Here is a 15,879-nt window from a genome sequence, read left to right as displayed (position 1 = left end):
CATGCACAGCTCACAGTCGCCTCGTCAGCGCGGCATCGCCCTGATCACGACCCTGATCCTATTGGTCATGATGACGCTCATGGCGGTGTCCGCCGCGCGTATGGGCTCGCTCGAAGAGCGCATGGCCGGCAACCTGCGCGACCGCGACATCGCCCTGCGCGCCGCGGAAATGGGCCTGCGCGATGCGGAGCGAGACCTGATGAATTCAGTACCCGGATCGGCGCGTGCCATTTCCGGTTGTAGTGGATTTACGGCCGCTTGCGGAGGCGACACGAGCGACACCAGCGATGACGGTCAATGTAACAGCGCAACAGCGAACTATAGTTACCTCACTTCGCCAACAGTGGCGCCGAGCGTACCTTACGGACGATTTACGAATGCGACGGCTATTCCGGGAGTCTTGGCCCAGCCGCGCTATCTGATCGAATGCTTTACAAAAAACTCCGACACCTATTATCGCATCACAGTGCTTGCCCGCGGCGCCAGCCCCGGCACGCAAGTGATGATGGAGGAAGTATTCAAACCAACCGGCTAACGCGGTGGATCGATCCGGTCTCCAATTGCATCATGGCGTTGCCGACCAACCCGCCGTAATTCATGACGAAGACCCCAGGTAGATACAAGCACTGCCAGACCCCGGGTAGATACAAGCACTGCCGATTATCGAAGGCGAAAACATGAACGTCAAATGCATCCTGCCGGTCTTGTTGTTGGGAGCGTGGTCGATGCCGACCCTCGCTCTGAACCTTTCGCAAGGCCCGCTGATCAACGCGTCGGTGGACCCACGCATCCTGCTCCTGATCTCGCGCGATCACCAACTGTCGATGAAGGCATTTACGGACTATACCAACCTGACGGGGGATGTAGTCGCGGACAGCACCTACAACGATGCAATTGACTATAATGGCTATTTTGATTTCGGCAGGTGCTATACCTATAACGATGGCACTGGAAAAAAGCGATTTGAACCCGCTGAGGCAGTAGCCACCAGAACTCACAAATGCGGCGGTAGCACATGGAGCGGCAATTTTCTCAACTGGGCCAGCATGACGCGCATGGACCTGCTACGCAAGACGCTGTATGGCGGCTATCGCTCGACCGATACTGTGGGTACCGGTTACGAGACGGTGCTGGAGCGCCAATTTCTGCCCGTGGATGTCCATGCATTCGTCAAAGTCTATACCCCGACAGGTACGATGCCGTCCATCCAATCGCTCACCGGTAGGAGCGGGCAAACTTCCATCTCCTTGTGCAATGTCACCGACACCACTAGCACCACCTTGACAGGGCAGATGGCCTTTCCTCTGGCGAGCCCGCTGATCAAGGTGGCGTCGGGTACTTGGCCGCAATGGGATGCATCGGAGGTGACCCAATGTGCGGTAAACATCGGTAACAGCACGCAACCCACTGTGCTATTGGCTACCTATAACGCTCGGGTACAGGTGTGTGTCACCGATAAATTGGAAAGCAACTGCAAGCCCTACACCCACCCGACCACGGCGGTACAAATACTCAAGCCCACCGGTTTGTTGCAAAAATACGGCGATGTCGATGCGGATCGGCGAACCCTCTTCGGCCTCATGACCGGCAGTTACGCCGCTAATAAATCCGGCGGGGTGTTGCGCAAGAATGTTCTGCATCTCACCAACAACAATAATACTTCCATCACCAGTAGCGATGTCTGCGGCGACAATAATGCGAACGACGAAATCGATGTCTGTACCGGCCAGTTCATCAATCAATCAAATGCTGATGCAGGTATTATCAATACTTTGAATCGACTGCATATTGCAGGGTTTCAATATACCTCAGCGGGACGAAACGGCTCTCATCAGTATTCCTGCAACAGCCCCGGGATCTTGAGTTTCACCAATGGCCATTGCGTCGATTGGGGAAATCCCTTGGGTGAGATGTATCTCGAGGCGTTGCGCTACTTTGCTAACGCTGGCGCCACATCGGCCTTCAATGTCAGCGATATCAGTCCGACCAAAATCATTGAAATTCCACAAGTAACCTGGACCGATCCGCTCCCGACGAATGAGTGGTGTGGTCTGTCCAGTATCGTGGTCTTATCCACTGGGCTCAATTCATTCGATACCGACGAACTCGCCAGCTTCACGCCGAACGGCGGGACGGCGATCGATGCGGCGGCCCTCACCGTGACCGTGGGCGATGCAACCCATGAGAATCTCAATGGCAAGAGCTATTTGATCGGCGATCTGATCGATGGGACTGGCGCCGATGCAAATAACCAATGTACCGCCAAAACGGTCACCGACCTGGCCCATGCCAAGGGTATCTGTCCTGAGGTCCCGAGCCTTGAAGGGGGCTATGCCATCGCCGGCCTGGCCTACGCACCCAAGACGATCGACCTGCGTCATGCCTATCTGACGAATCGCGAGGCCCGCTGGGGCGGCAGCAATCCGATCAATAAGGACTGGGCGCTGCGCCAGCCGCTCAATACCTATGTGCTGCAACTGGCGGAGTCGCTGCCGAGTTTCAGCCCGACCGTCGGTACTGGCAAGGTAACCCTGCTGCCGGCCTGCCAAGCGAACAGCAGCGGGGGTACCGGCGCTTGGACCACCAGCGCGACCGGCTGGCGTAACTGCTCGATGACCAATCTTATCGTCGATACCAACGTGGCCCAAGCCGACGTGGGCACTGACACCACAGCAAAGACCAAGACCTGCAGCGGCAATGGTGCCAGCGCCCAGTGCTATACGATCACTTGGGAGGACTCCACCTGGGGTAACGACTATGATATGGACGGCATCCAACGACTCGGCTATTGCGTCGGGACGGCTTGCGGTACCTTCAAGATGCTGTGCCCGATCCATGATGTGAATAATTCCAATAGCGAGGCGTATGCCACGATCGGTCCCTGGACGAATGTTGCAAGCGCTGAAATCAAGATTGTAACCTGCGCGATACAAGCAAACGCGGGCCACGCACTCACCTTTGGTTATACCGTCTCGGGGAGTAGTAACGACGGACCTTCTTATCCCATCCTGAGGCCGGGCGGTGCGAATTTCAACGTCGGAGATAAATTACCAGCCAGCGCGACGAGCCCGGATGTGACCACCTTCACCCAAGGGACATCCAGCGCCAGCCTCCTGAAGAGTCCCCTCTGGTACGCGGCCAAGTACGGCGGGTTCACCGAGTCCACGCCGACCATCGGAATCCCGGCTCCTAATGTGACATCGGAATGGGATGCGGACGGGAATGGCATCCCTGACAACTATTACGAGATACGCAATCCGGCGCTGCTGGCCGCGGCCCTGTCGAGCATCTTCGATGCGGCGTCCCAACCGGACGCATCGGCCGCTGCGGTCGCCACCAACTCGACAAATCTTCAGATCAATAGCCGAATCTTTCAGGCGAAGTTTTCCAGTGCAGACTGGAGTGGCCAATTGCTGTCTTACCGGATTGATACCAATGGCGTATTGACGATGATGCCCGAATGGGATGCGGGTGATAAGATGAACGCGCAGCAGCCGGGCGACCGGACAATCATCACCCGGGGAAGCACGGAAGGCGTGCCCTTCATCTATTCAAGTCTGTCGACGGACCAGCAGGCGTCGTTCGATAGAAACGCGGCAGGGGTCACGGATCACTGTGGTGCGGATCGGGTCGACTTCCTGCGGGGTAGCGCCGACCGGGAGGGCATCAGCGGCATCTTTACCAACGGGACCTGCACGGCGACCAAGTTTCGCCAGCGTTTGGCCAAGGGTGTCCATTTTAAGTTGGGAGACATCATCGACTCCAGCCCCTGGTATGTGGGCGCGCCGCAGGCGGGCTTCGCGGACGCGTCTTATACGATTTTCCGCAAGGGGAAGCTTAACCGTAAGCCGGTGGTCTATGTGGGTGGGAATGACGGCATGTTGCATGGCTTTGATGCCTCGTTGACCATGGCGGGCCAGCCCACGAGCACCGCGGGCAATGAGATATTGGCCTATGTTCCTTCCGCGGTCTTTCCGCGAGTGGTGACGACGTCAACTTCCCTTGATCCCTTATGTACAAACCTCACAGCATCTCCGCCTACCACCTATTGTCCGAATGTCTCGTACCTCGCGGCGCAGAGCTACAACAAGAATCACCGGTACTTTGTCGATGGGTCGCCCATGGTGGCGGATGCCGATATGGGGACCGGCGACTGGCGCACGGTGTTGGTCGGCTCCCTCGGTGGCGGGGGTAAGGGCTATTATGCCCTAGATATCTCAGACCCGGCCACCTTCAGCGAAGGTAGCGCAGCAAACCTCTTGCTATGGGAGTTCGGCGACGCGGATGATAGCGATATGGGCAACGTTTTTAACTTGTCCCCGAGCACCGCAGACAGCAGGCAGGCAAAGCAGATTGTACGGGTCTGCACCGCCGGTACGGCATCGTCATGTACCAGCAGCAGGTGGGCGGTGGTTCTGGGCAACGGTTACCGCACGGGAGGCGGCGCTGTACTCTATGTCGCATTCATTGGAGCAGGCAGCGACGGGCATCTGAGTTCCGATGGCTTTGTCAAGATTACCGCTGCTGCCGCGATGACGGCGGTCGATAATGGCCTCTCCACTCCAGTCCCGATCGACAGCGACGGCGACGGTTATGCCGATACCGTCTATGCCGGCGATCTGCAAGGCAACCTGTGGAAATTCCTGATCGGGCCTAATGCGAGCGATGTCAGCGTGACGGATACAGCGACCGCGAAAGTCGCTTTCTCCGGCGCACCACTGTTTGTTGCTCAGGGTCCCACCGGTAGTCGCCAGCCCATCGTGGCACCGCCCGAGGTGATCTTCCATGACCTTGGTGGACAGATGCTCTTTATCGGTACCGGCAAGTATCTCGAAACGACCGATAATCTTAGTACGGCGGTACAAACGCTGTATGGTATTTGGGACAGGCACGATGGCGCAACGCGGGTGGCGGTGGGGGGGCGGTCGCGTGGGCAGGATCTACTTAAGCAAACAGTGACCGCAGGGACCGCAGCGGCGTCATTGACGGCATACCGCATCGTCAGCACGAACCCGATCAACTGGCGCACCGCAGCGACGGGTGCGGATGCAAACTGTACGGGTACCTGCACGGCAACGCATCTGGGTTGGTATCTGGACCTAATGAACATGACCTCTATTCCAATGATCAAGCCGGGAGAACGTAATACGGGGATCCCGAAGCGGGTTCGGAACCTCATTTTTTTCAACACCTTGATTCCTTCGACAGCCGCTGCTGGGACAAAGTCTTGTGACGCTGGCGGGACTGGTTTTCTTATGGTCTTGGATTGGAAAAGCGGTGGCCAGCCAAGTTTCAATATATTCGATACGAATGGCGATGGTATGATCGACTCAAAAGACAAGCCCGTAGCGGGATACCAGGTCGGCGCGGCCTTGGGCGGCAGCACCCTGATCACTGGCGCGCCCGGGGCCGGGACCGGTGTGAGCGTCTCGTCATTGGTCAATGGACGCTTGGTTTCGACCCTGATCAACTTCGGTTTCGGCAATACCGGGCGCTTGAATTGGCGGGAAATCCTCCGATAGACAATGGCAGGGTGGTGAAGATGATGCACTGTAACAAAAGCGCCGGGCGGCACTCACCGGGTGCGGGGTTGGTGGGTTTCACCCTCGTCGAGCTGATGGTCACTCTGGTCATTGTCGCCATCCTGGCGGCAGTGGCCTATCCCTCCTATGTCGCTCAGGTGCGGCGCGGCAGCCGTGCCGAGGTCAAGGGGGCGCTGCTGGAGGATGCGCAATTTCTGGAGCGCAACTATACGGTGAACAATTGCTACCATCGCACGGATGCCAACTGCACGACGGCCTGCACCCCACCCGGATCAGGTTGCGTGAGCCTCCCTCGCGAGCAATCGCCCGAGCGCGGCGCGGCCAAGTACACTATCACCGTCGCCTATTCAGACGAAGCGCCCTGCACCTTGGGGCACTGCTTCACCCTGTCCGCGGTGCCGACCGGAACCATGACCGGCGATGCCTGTGGCACCCTGACACTGGATCAGGCAGGGATTCAGGGGGCGAGCGGCGACGTAGCGACCTGCTGGCAGCGCTGAACCTCGCGGCCGTTGTAGCCTGGATGGAGCGCAGCGGAATCCAGGGCGCCGCCGCAAATGGCCGATATCTTGTGCCTCTGCGAGTCTGCACCCGGATTCCGCCGCTCCATCCGGGCTACGTCTGAATCCGGAAACCGCTCACAGAACGCCTTTGTGATCTTTGTGTCTCCGTGTGAGAACGGCGCTGTTTAGGCCCATCGTTGTGGCCGGCGCAGTCCTCATTCCCCTACCTGGTCGCGAAACTGGAGCGAGGCGAGCCGCGCATAGAGCCCCCCCTGGCCCATCAGCGCCTCGTGGGTGCCGTCGGCCACCAGGCGTCCGTGCTCCATAACCAGGATGCGGTCGACCTTGCGCACGGTCGCCAGGCGGTGGGCGATGACGATGCTGGTGCGCCCTTTCATCAACTCCTCCAGTGCGAGTTGGACTAACCGCTCGCTCTCGGCGTCGAGCGCGCTGGTCGCCTCATCCAGCAACAGCAGGGCCGGGTCGCGCAGGATCGCCCGCGCGATGGCGATGCGCTGGCGCTGGCCGCCTGAGAGCCGCACCCCGCGCTCGCCCAGGAAGGTGTCGAAGCCGTTCGGCAGTCGGTCCAGGAACTCGCTTGCATGTGCCGCGTCGGCGGCGCGGCGTACCGCGGCATCCGGGACGCCGGTGAGGCCATAGCGGATGTTCTCCCAGGCATCCGCGCCGAAGATCGTCGGGTCCTGGGGGACGACGGCGATCTGCCCGCGCAGGCGCTGCGGGTCGAGCTCGCGCAGATCGACCCCATCGAACTGGATGGCGCCCTGTTGCGGGTCATAGAAACGCAGCAGGAGTTGAAACAGGGTGGTCTTGCCGGCACCCGAGGGACCGACCAGCGCGACCTTGGCCCCAGGTTCGATGGTTACCCGCAGGTCCCGGAGCACCGGCAGGTCCGGATGGGCCGGATAGGCGAACCCCAGGTCCACAAAGTCGATTTGTCCCCGCACCGGGCTCGGCAGGGGCCGCGGCTCGGCGGGCGGACGGATCTGCGACTGGGTGGCGAGCAGTTCCATCAACCGCTCGCTCGCCCCGGCGCCGCGCAACAGTTCACCCACCAACTCGCTCAGGCTGCCCACTGAGCTGGCCACCAGCACGGCATAGAAGAGGAAGGCGGAGAGTTCGCCGCCGCTCAGGCGTCCCGCCAGCACCTCCCGGCCGCCGACCCACAGCACCGCGCCGATGGCACCGAAGGTGAGCGCGGTGGCGATGGCGCTCAGGGCGGCGCTCAGGCCGGCACGCCGCCGGGCGGTCTCGAAGGCCGACTCCACCCGTTCACCGTAGCGCGCCCGGTCGATCGCCTCGTGGCAGAAGGACTGCACGGTGCGGATGGCATGCATCGACTCATCCACATAGGCACCGACATCGGCGATGCGGTCCTGACTGGCGCGCGCCAGGCGCCGCAGGCGGTAACCGATCAGCCACAGCGGCAGGACCACCACCGGCACCCCGAGCAGCACCAGGCCGGTGAGATGCGGACTGGTCAGGGCCAGCATGATCAGACCGCCGAGCACCAGGAGCGAGGTGCGCAGCGCCATCGCCAGGGTGGAGCCAACCACCGTTTGTAACAGTGTGGTGTCGGAGGTCAGACGCGAGATGACCTCGCCGGTGCGGGTGGTCTCGAAGAAGCCCACGTCCAGGCTCAAGACCCGGGTAAAGACCGCCGTGCGCACGTCGGCGATGACCCGCTCGCCGATCCACGCGAGCAGGTAGGAGCGCACCAGGATGGCCGCGGCCATCGCCAGCACTACGGCGAGAAAGAACACGAGTGAACGGTTGAGGGCGTCCGCCGATCCGGTCTTGAGTCCATGGTCCACCACCTCCCGAATCACCTGCCCGAAGGCGAGTACCGCGGCGGCGGCCACCAGCAGGGCGAGGGCGGCCAACAGGACGCGCCCCCGATAGGGTCGGACGAAGCTCAAGAGCCGCAGCAGCGGGCCCAGGTTGCGGGTGGTGGGGCGTTGGGGCAGGGGCGGGGCAGGGCGCATGGGGTTCCACTGGGCGTCAGAATAAGTTCTAAAATAAGTGCCTGATCTCTCAGGTTCAAGGACCGTGTTCAACGACAGTGTTCACCGACACGCCCAGCATGTCGCGTCCGGCGACCAGGTGCGGCCCCGTTCTCGGGGCCGCACTTGTGCTCGCCGCGGTGGGTGCGGTGGCCGCTCCGTCGCCCTGGCCGCCGGGGTCTTACAACCCCCGCCCACTGCCCGACGACGTGATCCTGCCGCTGCCCTGCGGCGGTGCCTTGGCCTTCCGGCCGGTCGCGACCCCGGCGGGCAGCCCCCGCACCACGCTGGTCGGGCCCTTTACCGGCCCCGTGACCGGCCCCGGCGAGGCCGGGCAACGCTATCTGCTGATCGGCAAATACGAGGTCACGGTCCTCCAGTATCGGGCGGTCATCGCGCAGGCTGCCGGGCGGTCCTGTCCGGCGCTGCCGCCCCCCGGGAACGCCCAAGCGGCGATGCTGGCGACCGCCCAGGTCGGCGTCAGCCGCATCGACGCGGTGAATTTTGCGGCGCAACTCTCGCGCTGGTTGCACGCCAATGCCGCGCGGATTCCGCCCTGCACGATTGGGCCAACACCCTGCCTGCCGCGGGTCGACGGCCAGCCGGCCTTCGTCCGGCTGCCCCTGAGTACGGAATGGGAATATGCCGCCCGGGGTGGGGCGCAGGTGACAGACGACACCTTTGCGGCGCGCCGTTATCCCATGCCGGAGGGACTGGCGCGCCACGCCTGGTACAACCGCAATGCCGACGGCGAGATTGCCCCCATCGGCCGGCGCCTGCCCAATCCGCTGGGTCTGCATGACCTCTATGGAAACGCCTGGGAGGTCATGAACGACCCCTATCGCTCAACGCAGTTCCCCGGTCAGGTCGGGGGCGATGTGTTGATGGGCGGGGGCATCCACAGCGCCGATGACGAACTGCGCGCGGATGCCCGGGTCGAGGTCCAGCCCTATGATACGGCCGGGGACGTGACGAGCGCCGACACCGGCTTGCGGGTGGTGCTGGCCGCCCCGGTCGTCACCTCGGGGGGCAGCGCGGCGGCCAGCGTGGCGGACGCACGCCTGCGCATCGAGCTGGATGCCCGTGCGATGGTGCTGCTCGATGGCGAGCTACAGGGCTCCTTTGGGGTGGGGACGCCCCTGGAATTGACCGGTCTGCGACACGGTAGCCATCGCATCGAGGCGTCTCCGCTCACGCCCGGCTACACGCCCGCCGCGGCGACGGTCGACCTGCCGGACGCCGCGCCGGTCACCGTGCGCCTGCACCTGGAGCCGCCTCCCGCGCGCGCCCAGTCGGCACCCGCGCTCACGAGCGACGAGCGGCGTCGGGTGCGGCAGCAACTCAGTGACTTGGGATACCCTTGCGATCCGGCATCGGACCGCTTCGACCGCGCCTTTGCGGTAGTATTGCGCGAGTTCCAACGCGAATCCGGGCTCGCGATGACGGGGCAATTGAGCGCCGAGACCCGCCGCGTGCTCGAGGAGCGTAGCGCCCGGCAGCGGCAACGGGCAAAGTCCCCCGCGCACAGTACACCGCCGCCACCCGGCGGCCGCTATCTCCAGAGCCCCGCGCACATTCCCGCGGAACCCTGGATGGACCCCGCGCCACCCTGAGCCGGGGCCGCCCGTGCTGCACGCGCGCGCGCATCTGGGTTATCATGGAATCCAGTCGAGATGTTGGGACCTTGATTGCACATTGCGGCACCGACGGGCCCCGTGGGGTGCCCGGCGTCATGTTCAAGGCTCCCCTAAGAGGTTGTCTTGTGTTGCCTTGGTGCTGTTGCATCGAACCCGCGTTCGCCGCATCCGCCGCCTCGCCGTAATGACCTCCAACCATGAGCTGTGGACCCATGACGACCATTGATCCGACCACCCCGATCATTCGCAACTCGGACCTGGTCGCCGCCGACATGGATGGCGATCTGGTCATGATGAGCATTGAGGAAGGCGAATATTACGGTATCAGCGGCGTCGGGCCGCGTATCTGGGAATTGCTGGAGCGGCCGGTGACGGTGGATGAGCTCGCCGTGACCATTTGTGGTGAATTCGCGGTTGACGAACCCACCTGCCGCAGCGACCTGCTGCACTTTACCCAAGAATTGATCGGCCTGGGGCTGGTGCAGCTCGCATGACAGCGCGCCCTTCACGCCTTTTGGTCGTCAGGCGGGCGTTACGGCCGTCCGTCCAGCGATGATCTACACCTGCTACGGACTGACCTTCGTCAGCGATCTCGCCCTGCCGGAACTGTTGGCCGCCGCTGCCTCAGCCGCGCGAAGCGAACCCGATGTGCAGATTCGCCTCGGTCAGGTTCCCACTGAAGGTTTGACTGACGGCCGGCAACGCGGCCCCTTCCTGTGGGTTAGCCCCCGTGCGCTCTGGCTGCGGGTGCCGCGGATCGCGCGGTTTCTGGTGAGCGATGGGAACCTGATTACGATCGCCCCCGAACCCGGCGTGGACGAGGACAGCATCCGGGTCTTTCTGCTCGGCTCGGCACTCGGGGCGCTGCTCTTCCAACGCGGTCTGCTGGTGCTGCACGGCAACGCCATTCGCATTGGCGAGCAATGTATGGTCTGCGTCGGGGCTTCGGGTGCGGGTAAGTCCACCCTGGCGGCGGGCTTCCTGCGGCGCGGTTATGAGATCCTGGGCGATGACGTCATTGCAGTGGATGCCGACTGTCGCGCCCTGCCGGGCTTCCCGCGCATCAAGCTGTGGCAGGACACTGCGCAGCGGCTGCACATCGACACCGCGCAGTTGCGCCGCATCCGCCCAGCGCTGGCGAAGTTCAACTATCCACTGGCGAGCCCCGTGATCGGGGTGCCCCTGCCGATCCGCTGGGTCTACATCCTGGGCAGTCACCCGCTGCCGGACACCCGCTGTGAGCCCATCCACGGTCTGGAGCGCTTTACGCCGCTGCGCAACAACACCTATCGCGTCCGTTTTCTGGAAGGGATGGCCCTCAAGCGCGAACATCTGCAACTCTGTGGCAAGCTCGCCGGGCGTATCCACCTCACCCGCATCACCCGCCCGGAGCGCGGTTTCGAACTGGACGCACTGGTGGATCGCATCCTCGCCGACCTCGCCGCGCATCCCTGAAATGGTCGGGATCTATTGGCTCGCCTCCTATCCCAAGTCGGGCAATACTTGGTTGCGTGCCTTCCTGCGCAATCTGCAAGAGGATGGCGAGGCCCCGGTCGATATCAATGAACTGCGCACCGGCAACATCGCCAGCGCCCGGGGCTGGCTGGACCAGGTGCTCGGCTTCGATACCGCCGAACTGACGCCCGAGGAGGTGGAGCGCCTGCGCCCGGCGGTCTACCGCTGGTCCTTGCAAGACGAGGGCGCGGCAATCGGCTATCACAAGATCCATGATGCCTATACCCTGACCGCCGACGGCGAACCGCTCGTCAGCCGGGAGGCCACGCTGGGCGCGCTCTATCTCATCCGCAATCCGCTGGATGTCGCCCCCTCGGCCGCCAATCACTGGCACTGCACCGTGGAGGAGGCGATCGCCCGGATGGGGAATCCGCGCATGGCCCTGGCCAAGTCGCGCCGCGCGCTGCCGTCCCAGGTCCAACAGTGCCTGGGCACTTGGTCGGAGCATGTGCGCAGTTGGGTGGAGGCGCCGGGGTTGCGGGTGAAGATTATCCGCTTCGAGGACATGCTGGGCGCCCCGCGGCCCACCTTTACCGCTGCCGCGGCCTTTCTCGGCCTGCCGCAGGACGCTGCACGCATCGACAAGGCCATCCGCTTCAGCGCCTTCGGTGAACTGGCCCGGCAGGAGGCGCAGCGGGGCTTTCACGAACGCCCCCAGCACACTGAACGCTTCTTCCGTCGGGGCCGCAGTGGCGACTGGCGCACACAATTGACCGCTGGGCAGGTCGAACGCATCATCGACGATCATGCCGAGGTCATGCGGCGGTTCGGCTATCTCGATGCCTGACGCCGCGCGTCCGGCGCCCCGCCGATGCCGGCAAGCCGCGCCCACCGGGTCGCGGCGCGATCTCTACGCGAACCTGTTTCATTCCAATCGATCCTGGAGCATCGCCCATGGCTGGCCTCTACGGTGAACTCTCGCTGGCGCCGGCGAGTCCCGCGCCAGCAACGCTGGCGGCCATGGAGCGGGCCATGGCGGACTGGGGGCCGGATGGCGGCGGGCGCTGGCAGGAGGGCCCCCTGGCCCTGGGTGCGCGCCTGCTGCACATCAGGCCGCAGGACACCCAGGATTGCCAGCCGCTGATCGAGTCGGACCTGGTGTTGGCGGGCCATATCCGGCTGGACGACCGCGACAATCTGGCCCGCGAGCTGGGTGTGGCGCGGGCCGCGTGGCCGACACTCCCGGATAGTCGGCTGGTGGCCCTGGCCTGGCGGCGCTGGGGCGAGGCGTGTGCGCAGCACCTGTATGGCGACTGGGTCTGTGCCATCTGGGATCGGCGCCGCCGCCGTCTGTGGATCGGGCGCGATGCAGCGGGCAATACCGGCCTGTATTTCTGGCACGATGCCCGTCGGCTGGTGTTTGCGACCAGTATCAAGGCGCTGCTGGTTCATCCCGCGATCCCCAAGCGGCCCGATGCCGATTACCTGGCCCGGCTGTTGACCGTCTTCCATGACCCCGCCCGGGCCGACTCCACCGCCTATGCCGACATCCGCCGTCTGCCCGGCGGCTGCGCCTTGTGCGCCGGCCCCGGCGGCGTGGCGGTCGAGCGCTGGTGGTATCCCGAGCGGTTGAGTGAATTCGCGGCGGCGCCGGGCGGGGACTATCTATCGGCCTTTCGAGACGTTTATGGTCGCGCGGTGCAGGATCGTCTATGCACCGCCGCGGGGCCGGTGGCACTCATGCTCAGTGCGGGGCTCGATTCCGGATCGGTGGCGGCCCTCGCCGCGCCGCGTCTGGCGGCGCGCGGCGAACGGCTGGTGGCCTATACCTCGGTGCCCCACTTCGGCCCGGCCAGTGCCCTGTGGGCCTCCCGGCTGGGCGATGAAGGCCCGCTGGCGCGCGCGACCGCCGAGCATATCGGCAACATCGAGTTCATCCCGATCGCCGCCCCGCGCGCCGACCTGGTGGGTGCCATCGAGCGGATGCTTGAGCTCCACGATCAGCCGCAACATGGCGTCGCCAATGCCTACTGGATACTGGATATCCTGGCCCAGGCCAGGCAACACGGTGTGCGGGTGTTGCTGACCGGTCAGGGTGGCAATGCCACGGTCTCGTGGAGCGGTACCGGCAGCCTGCTGCCCGCGCTGCTGGGCGGCCGCTGGGGTGCCCTGCGGGCCGCATTGCGTGACAGCCCGCTGGGTGCGGGACAGCTCATTAAACGGCGGCTCGTGCGTCCGCTGTTGGCGCCGGCCAGGCAAGCGGTGCAGCGCATCGGCCGTCGCGGCGCCGTGCCCTGGGGGCAGTATTCTGCGATCAATCCCGCGTTCGCCGCCGACCTGAGGCTCGCGCGGCGCATGCGCGCTGCCCGTTGTAACGGCGACTTCAGTACCCTGTTCGATCCCCGTCATCCCCTGCTCGCCCAGTTTCGCCTGGGCCGACGCGGTTCGACCACCTTGGGGGCCGCGTGGATGGAAAACGGCGCTGCACATCGACTCGAGGTCCGCGACCCGACCCGGGATCGCCGGGTGATTGAATTCTGCTGGCAGACGCCGGACCCGGTGTTTTGGGCGCAGGGCCGGGGCCGCGGTCTGATCCGGGCCGGGTTTAGCGGCGACCTGCCGGACGCCGTGCTGCACCCGGGTCCGCGGGGCCTGCAGGGGGCCGATGTCGGCTATCGGCTGAACCAAGAGCGCGCGGCAGTCGGCGCGGCGCTGGCGCGGCTCACCGCTCACCCGCTGGCGCGCGCGTGGCTTGACCTGCCCAAAATGCACGCCGCCTATCAAGACCTGGGGCAGGCGGTGACGCGCGACACCAGTCGCCGGGCCCTCACCATCCTGCTGCGTGGTCTGGGGGTGGGTCTTTTTTTGCTGAGATTTTGAGTGATTAGGAGATTCCCGGATCGGGATAATTGGTCGCATCGTTATACGACCCCGTTCCGGCCTGGGTGCCGCCGCCCACTTCGATCCGCCGAATATGGGGTGCCAGATAGAGTTTCCGCGCCCCCTGCGTGGTAGCGCTGGGTGCGTCCTGGCGCAAGCCGTCGGTGGGACGAATGTCACGCGAGTCGATCATAGCTGGCCTCATGCTCGTTGGTTAATTCATCAGTAGTTTACGATAAACCGCCTCACGGATACAATCATTACTCACCGCCAGTGTTAACCCAAAGTAGTAATGTCCCCTCCGTGCAATGTAGAGATGTCCCCTTTGGGCAACCGAGGGGGCGTGATGCCGGAGGAGACCATCGAGATGACGAAGAAGGCGCTGCACCGTCTGCGGGCGGTCGAGGCGGTGGCGGAGGGGCGGCTGAAGCAGGGGCAGGCGGCCGAGCAGTTGGGGGTGACGACGCGGCAGGTGAAGCGGCTGGTGGCGGCGTACCGGCGGGACGGGGCGGGCGCACTGGTGAGCCAGCGGGTGGGTCGGCCGTCGAACCGGCGGCTGAAGGAGCCGGTGCGCGAAGCCATTCGCGCCCTGTTGGTGGAGCGCTATGCGGACTTCGGTCCCACGCTGGCGTGCGAGAAGCTGCGCGAGGTGCATGGGATGGCGGTCTCGGTGGAGACGGTACGCGGGCTGCAAATCGAGCTGGCGCTGTGGAAACCCAAGCGGCGCAAGGCGGCACGTGCGTACCAACTGCGCGCGCGGCGGGGTCGCTTCGGCGAGCCGATCCAGATCGACGGCTCGCCGCACGACTGGTTCGAGGGTCGCAGCGGGCGCTGCACGCTCCTGGTCTTCATCGACGACGCCACCGGGCGGCTGGTGCAATTGGGGTTCTTCCCCGCCGAGACCACGGCGGCGTACATGCAACTGCTGCGCGCGCATCTGGAGCGTCATGGGCGGCCGGTGGCGCTGTACTCCGACCGCCACAGCATCTTCCGGCTGACGCGCGAGGAGGCCGCCAACGGCCACACGCTGACCCAGTTCGGGCGCGCGCTGGCGGGGTTGGAGATTGAGGCGATCCAGGCGCACAGCCCGCAGGCCAAGGGGCGCGTGGAGCGCGCCAATCAGACCTTGCAGGACCGGCTGGTCAAGGAGTTGCGCCTGCGCGGCATCGACGCGATGGTGGCTGCCAACGCCTTCCTGCCCGAGTTTATCGCCGACTACAACCGCCGCTTCGCCGTGGCCCCGAGCATTGAGGAGGACGCGCACCGAACACTTGCGCACCGTCCCCGTGAGCTCGACCTGCTCCTGTGCGAGCACCACGAGCGGGTCCTGTCCAAGAACCTCGCCCTGCAATTTCGCAACGTCCTCTACCAGGTTCGCCACGACGGACCAGGGTATCGCCTGCGCGGGGCCAAGGTGACGGTCTGCGCGCTGCCGAGTGGCGAGGTCACCTTGCTCTACGACGGGCGGGAGCTGCCTTACACGACCTATCGCAAGGGCGAGCACCCGCCGCCACCGGCCGACGACAAGACGCTCAACGCGCGCGTCGACGCGGCGCTCGCCACGCAGCACCGCACGTCCAAGCCCGGCGCCGACCATCCGTGGCGCCGCCCAGCTATCCCCGGCGCCGCGACCGCTGCGCCAAGCCCTGCCGCCCCCGCGGTCTGACCCCGGTCCGTGGCGCCCCGCCGGGTCGGCGGGCCAGACTCCGGTCGCCCTACGGGCTCCCTACGTCTGGCCCGCCGACCCGGCGGCCCCTCCCCTGCATCTCGCCCCCTGCCCCCGCCAACAGGGGACATCTCTACTTTGCGGAATAGGGGACATTTCTACTTTGGGTTGACA

The 15,879-nt window shown here is 64.5% G+C and carries 11 protein-coding genes; 9 read left to right on the top strand and 2 right to left on the bottom strand.

The window, feature by feature from the left end:
• Position 1 precedes the first annotated feature (1 nt).
• From QZX93_RS18070 to QZX93_RS18060, 3 genes are all read left to right on the top strand, one after another.
• Complete coding sequence (locus QZX93_RS18070; RefSeq protein ID WP_295393073.1) at positions 2-535, top strand: PilX N-terminal domain-containing pilus assembly protein; 534 nt, start codon at positions 2-4, stop codon at positions 533-535.
• Positions 536-677: 142 nt separating this feature from the next.
• Entirely contained in the window at positions 678-5,522 is a 4,845-nt protein-coding gene (locus tag QZX93_RS18065; RefSeq protein WP_295393072.1) for a PilC/PilY family type IV pilus protein, read from the top strand.
• A 23-nt stretch (positions 5,523-5,545) separates the two neighbouring features.
• Positions 5,546-6,043 carry a type IV pilin protein gene (locus QZX93_RS18060; RefSeq protein WP_295393071.1) on the top strand — a complete coding sequence of 166 codons (498 nt, stop codon included), beginning with the start codon at positions 5,546-5,548 and terminating at the stop codon, positions 6,041-6,043.
• A 218-nt stretch (positions 6,044-6,261) separates the two neighbouring features.
• Here QZX93_RS18060 and QZX93_RS18055 read toward each other — a convergent pair whose 3' ends face one another.
• Positions 6,262-8,049, bottom strand: coding sequence for an ABC transporter transmembrane domain-containing protein (locus QZX93_RS18055; RefSeq protein WP_295393070.1), 1,788 nt, complete (start codon positions 8,047-8,049; stop codon positions 6,262-6,264).
• A 98-nt stretch (positions 8,050-8,147) separates the two neighbouring features.
• Here QZX93_RS18055 and QZX93_RS18050 point away from each other — a divergent pair, with 98 nt between their 5' ends.
• From QZX93_RS18050 to QZX93_RS18030, 5 genes are all read left to right on the top strand, one after another.
• Positions 8,148-9,680, top strand: a complete 1,533-nt coding sequence (locus QZX93_RS18050) for an SUMF1/EgtB/PvdO family nonheme iron enzyme (protein ID WP_295393069.1) — start codon at positions 8,148-8,150, stop codon at positions 9,678-9,680.
• A 236-nt stretch (positions 9,681-9,916) separates the two neighbouring features.
• Positions 9,917-10,198: a PqqD family peptide modification chaperone gene (locus QZX93_RS18045; RefSeq protein WP_295393068.1), complete on the top strand. Its 282-nt coding sequence runs from the start codon at positions 9,917-9,919 to the stop codon at positions 10,196-10,198.
• 58 nt (positions 10,199-10,256) lie between these two features.
• Positions 10,257-11,159: a hypothetical protein gene (locus QZX93_RS18040; protein ID WP_295393067.1), complete on the top strand. Its 903-nt coding sequence runs from the start codon at positions 10,257-10,259 to the stop codon at positions 11,157-11,159.
• 1 nt (position 11,160) lies between these two features.
• Positions 11,161-12,006 (top strand): sulfotransferase domain-containing protein, encoded by an 846-nt coding sequence (locus tag QZX93_RS18035; protein ID WP_295393066.1) that lies wholly within the window; start codon positions 11,161-11,163, stop codon positions 12,004-12,006.
• Positions 12,007-12,113: 107 nt separating this feature from the next.
• Positions 12,114-14,039, top strand: coding sequence for an asparagine synthase-related protein (locus QZX93_RS18030; protein ID WP_295393065.1), 1,926 nt, complete (start codon positions 12,114-12,116; stop codon positions 14,037-14,039).
• 4 nt (positions 14,040-14,043) lie between these two features.
• Here QZX93_RS18030 and QZX93_RS18025 read toward each other — a convergent pair whose 3' ends face one another.
• Positions 14,044-14,232, bottom strand: coding sequence for a hypothetical protein (locus tag QZX93_RS18025; RefSeq protein WP_295393064.1), 189 nt, complete (start codon positions 14,230-14,232; stop codon positions 14,044-14,046).
• 174 nt (positions 14,233-14,406) lie between these two features.
• Here QZX93_RS18025 and QZX93_RS18020 point away from each other — a divergent pair, with 174 nt between their 5' ends.
• Complete coding sequence (locus tag QZX93_RS18020) at positions 14,407-15,705, top strand: ISNCY family transposase (RefSeq protein WP_295394813.1); 1,299 nt, start codon at positions 14,407-14,409, stop codon at positions 15,703-15,705.
• The last annotated feature ends 174 nt before the right edge of the window (positions 15,706-15,879 follow it).

The sequence above is a fragment of the uncultured Thiodictyon sp. genome, assembly GCF_903946935.1.
In the GTDB taxonomy this organism is placed as follows: domain Bacteria; phylum Pseudomonadota; class Gammaproteobacteria; order Chromatiales; family Chromatiaceae; genus Thiodictyon.
This window is presented reverse-complemented; position numbering and strand designations above follow the sequence as displayed.

Excerpts from the sequence above, each read along its gene's own strand:
- QZX93_RS18020 (WP_295394813.1), top strand. The coding sequence starts at position 14,407 with ATGACGAAGAAGGCGCTGCACCGTCTGCGGGCGGTCGAGGCGGTGGCG.
- QZX93_RS18045 (WP_295393068.1), top strand. The coding sequence starts at position 9,917 with ATGACGACCATTGATCCGACCACCCCGATCATTCGCAACTCGGACCTG.
- QZX93_RS18055 (WP_295393070.1), bottom strand. The coding sequence starts at position 8,049 with ATGCGCCCTGCCCCGCCCCTGCCCCAACGCCCCACCACCCGCAACCTG.
- QZX93_RS18040 (WP_295393067.1), top strand. The coding sequence starts at position 10,257 with ATGATCTACACCTGCTACGGACTGACCTTCGTCAGCGATCTCGCCCTG.
- QZX93_RS18035 (WP_295393066.1), top strand. The coding sequence starts at position 11,161 with ATGGTCGGGATCTATTGGCTCGCCTCCTATCCCAAGTCGGGCAATACT.
- QZX93_RS18065 (WP_295393072.1), top strand. The coding sequence starts at position 678 with ATGAACGTCAAATGCATCCTGCCGGTCTTGTTGTTGGGAGCGTGGTCG.
- QZX93_RS18030 (WP_295393065.1), top strand. The coding sequence starts at position 12,114 with ATGGCTGGCCTCTACGGTGAACTCTCGCTGGCGCCGGCGAGTCCCGCG.
- QZX93_RS18025 (WP_295393064.1), bottom strand. The coding sequence starts at position 14,232 with ATGATCGACTCGCGTGACATTCGTCCCACCGACGGCTTGCGCCAGGAC.
- QZX93_RS18070 (WP_295393073.1), top strand. The coding sequence starts at position 2 with ATGCACAGCTCACAGTCGCCTCGTCAGCGCGGCATCGCCCTGATCACG.
- QZX93_RS18050 (WP_295393069.1), top strand. The coding sequence starts at position 8,148 with ATGTCGCGTCCGGCGACCAGGTGCGGCCCCGTTCTCGGGGCCGCACTT.
- QZX93_RS18060 (WP_295393071.1), top strand. The coding sequence starts at position 5,546 with ATGCACTGTAACAAAAGCGCCGGGCGGCACTCACCGGGTGCGGGGTTG.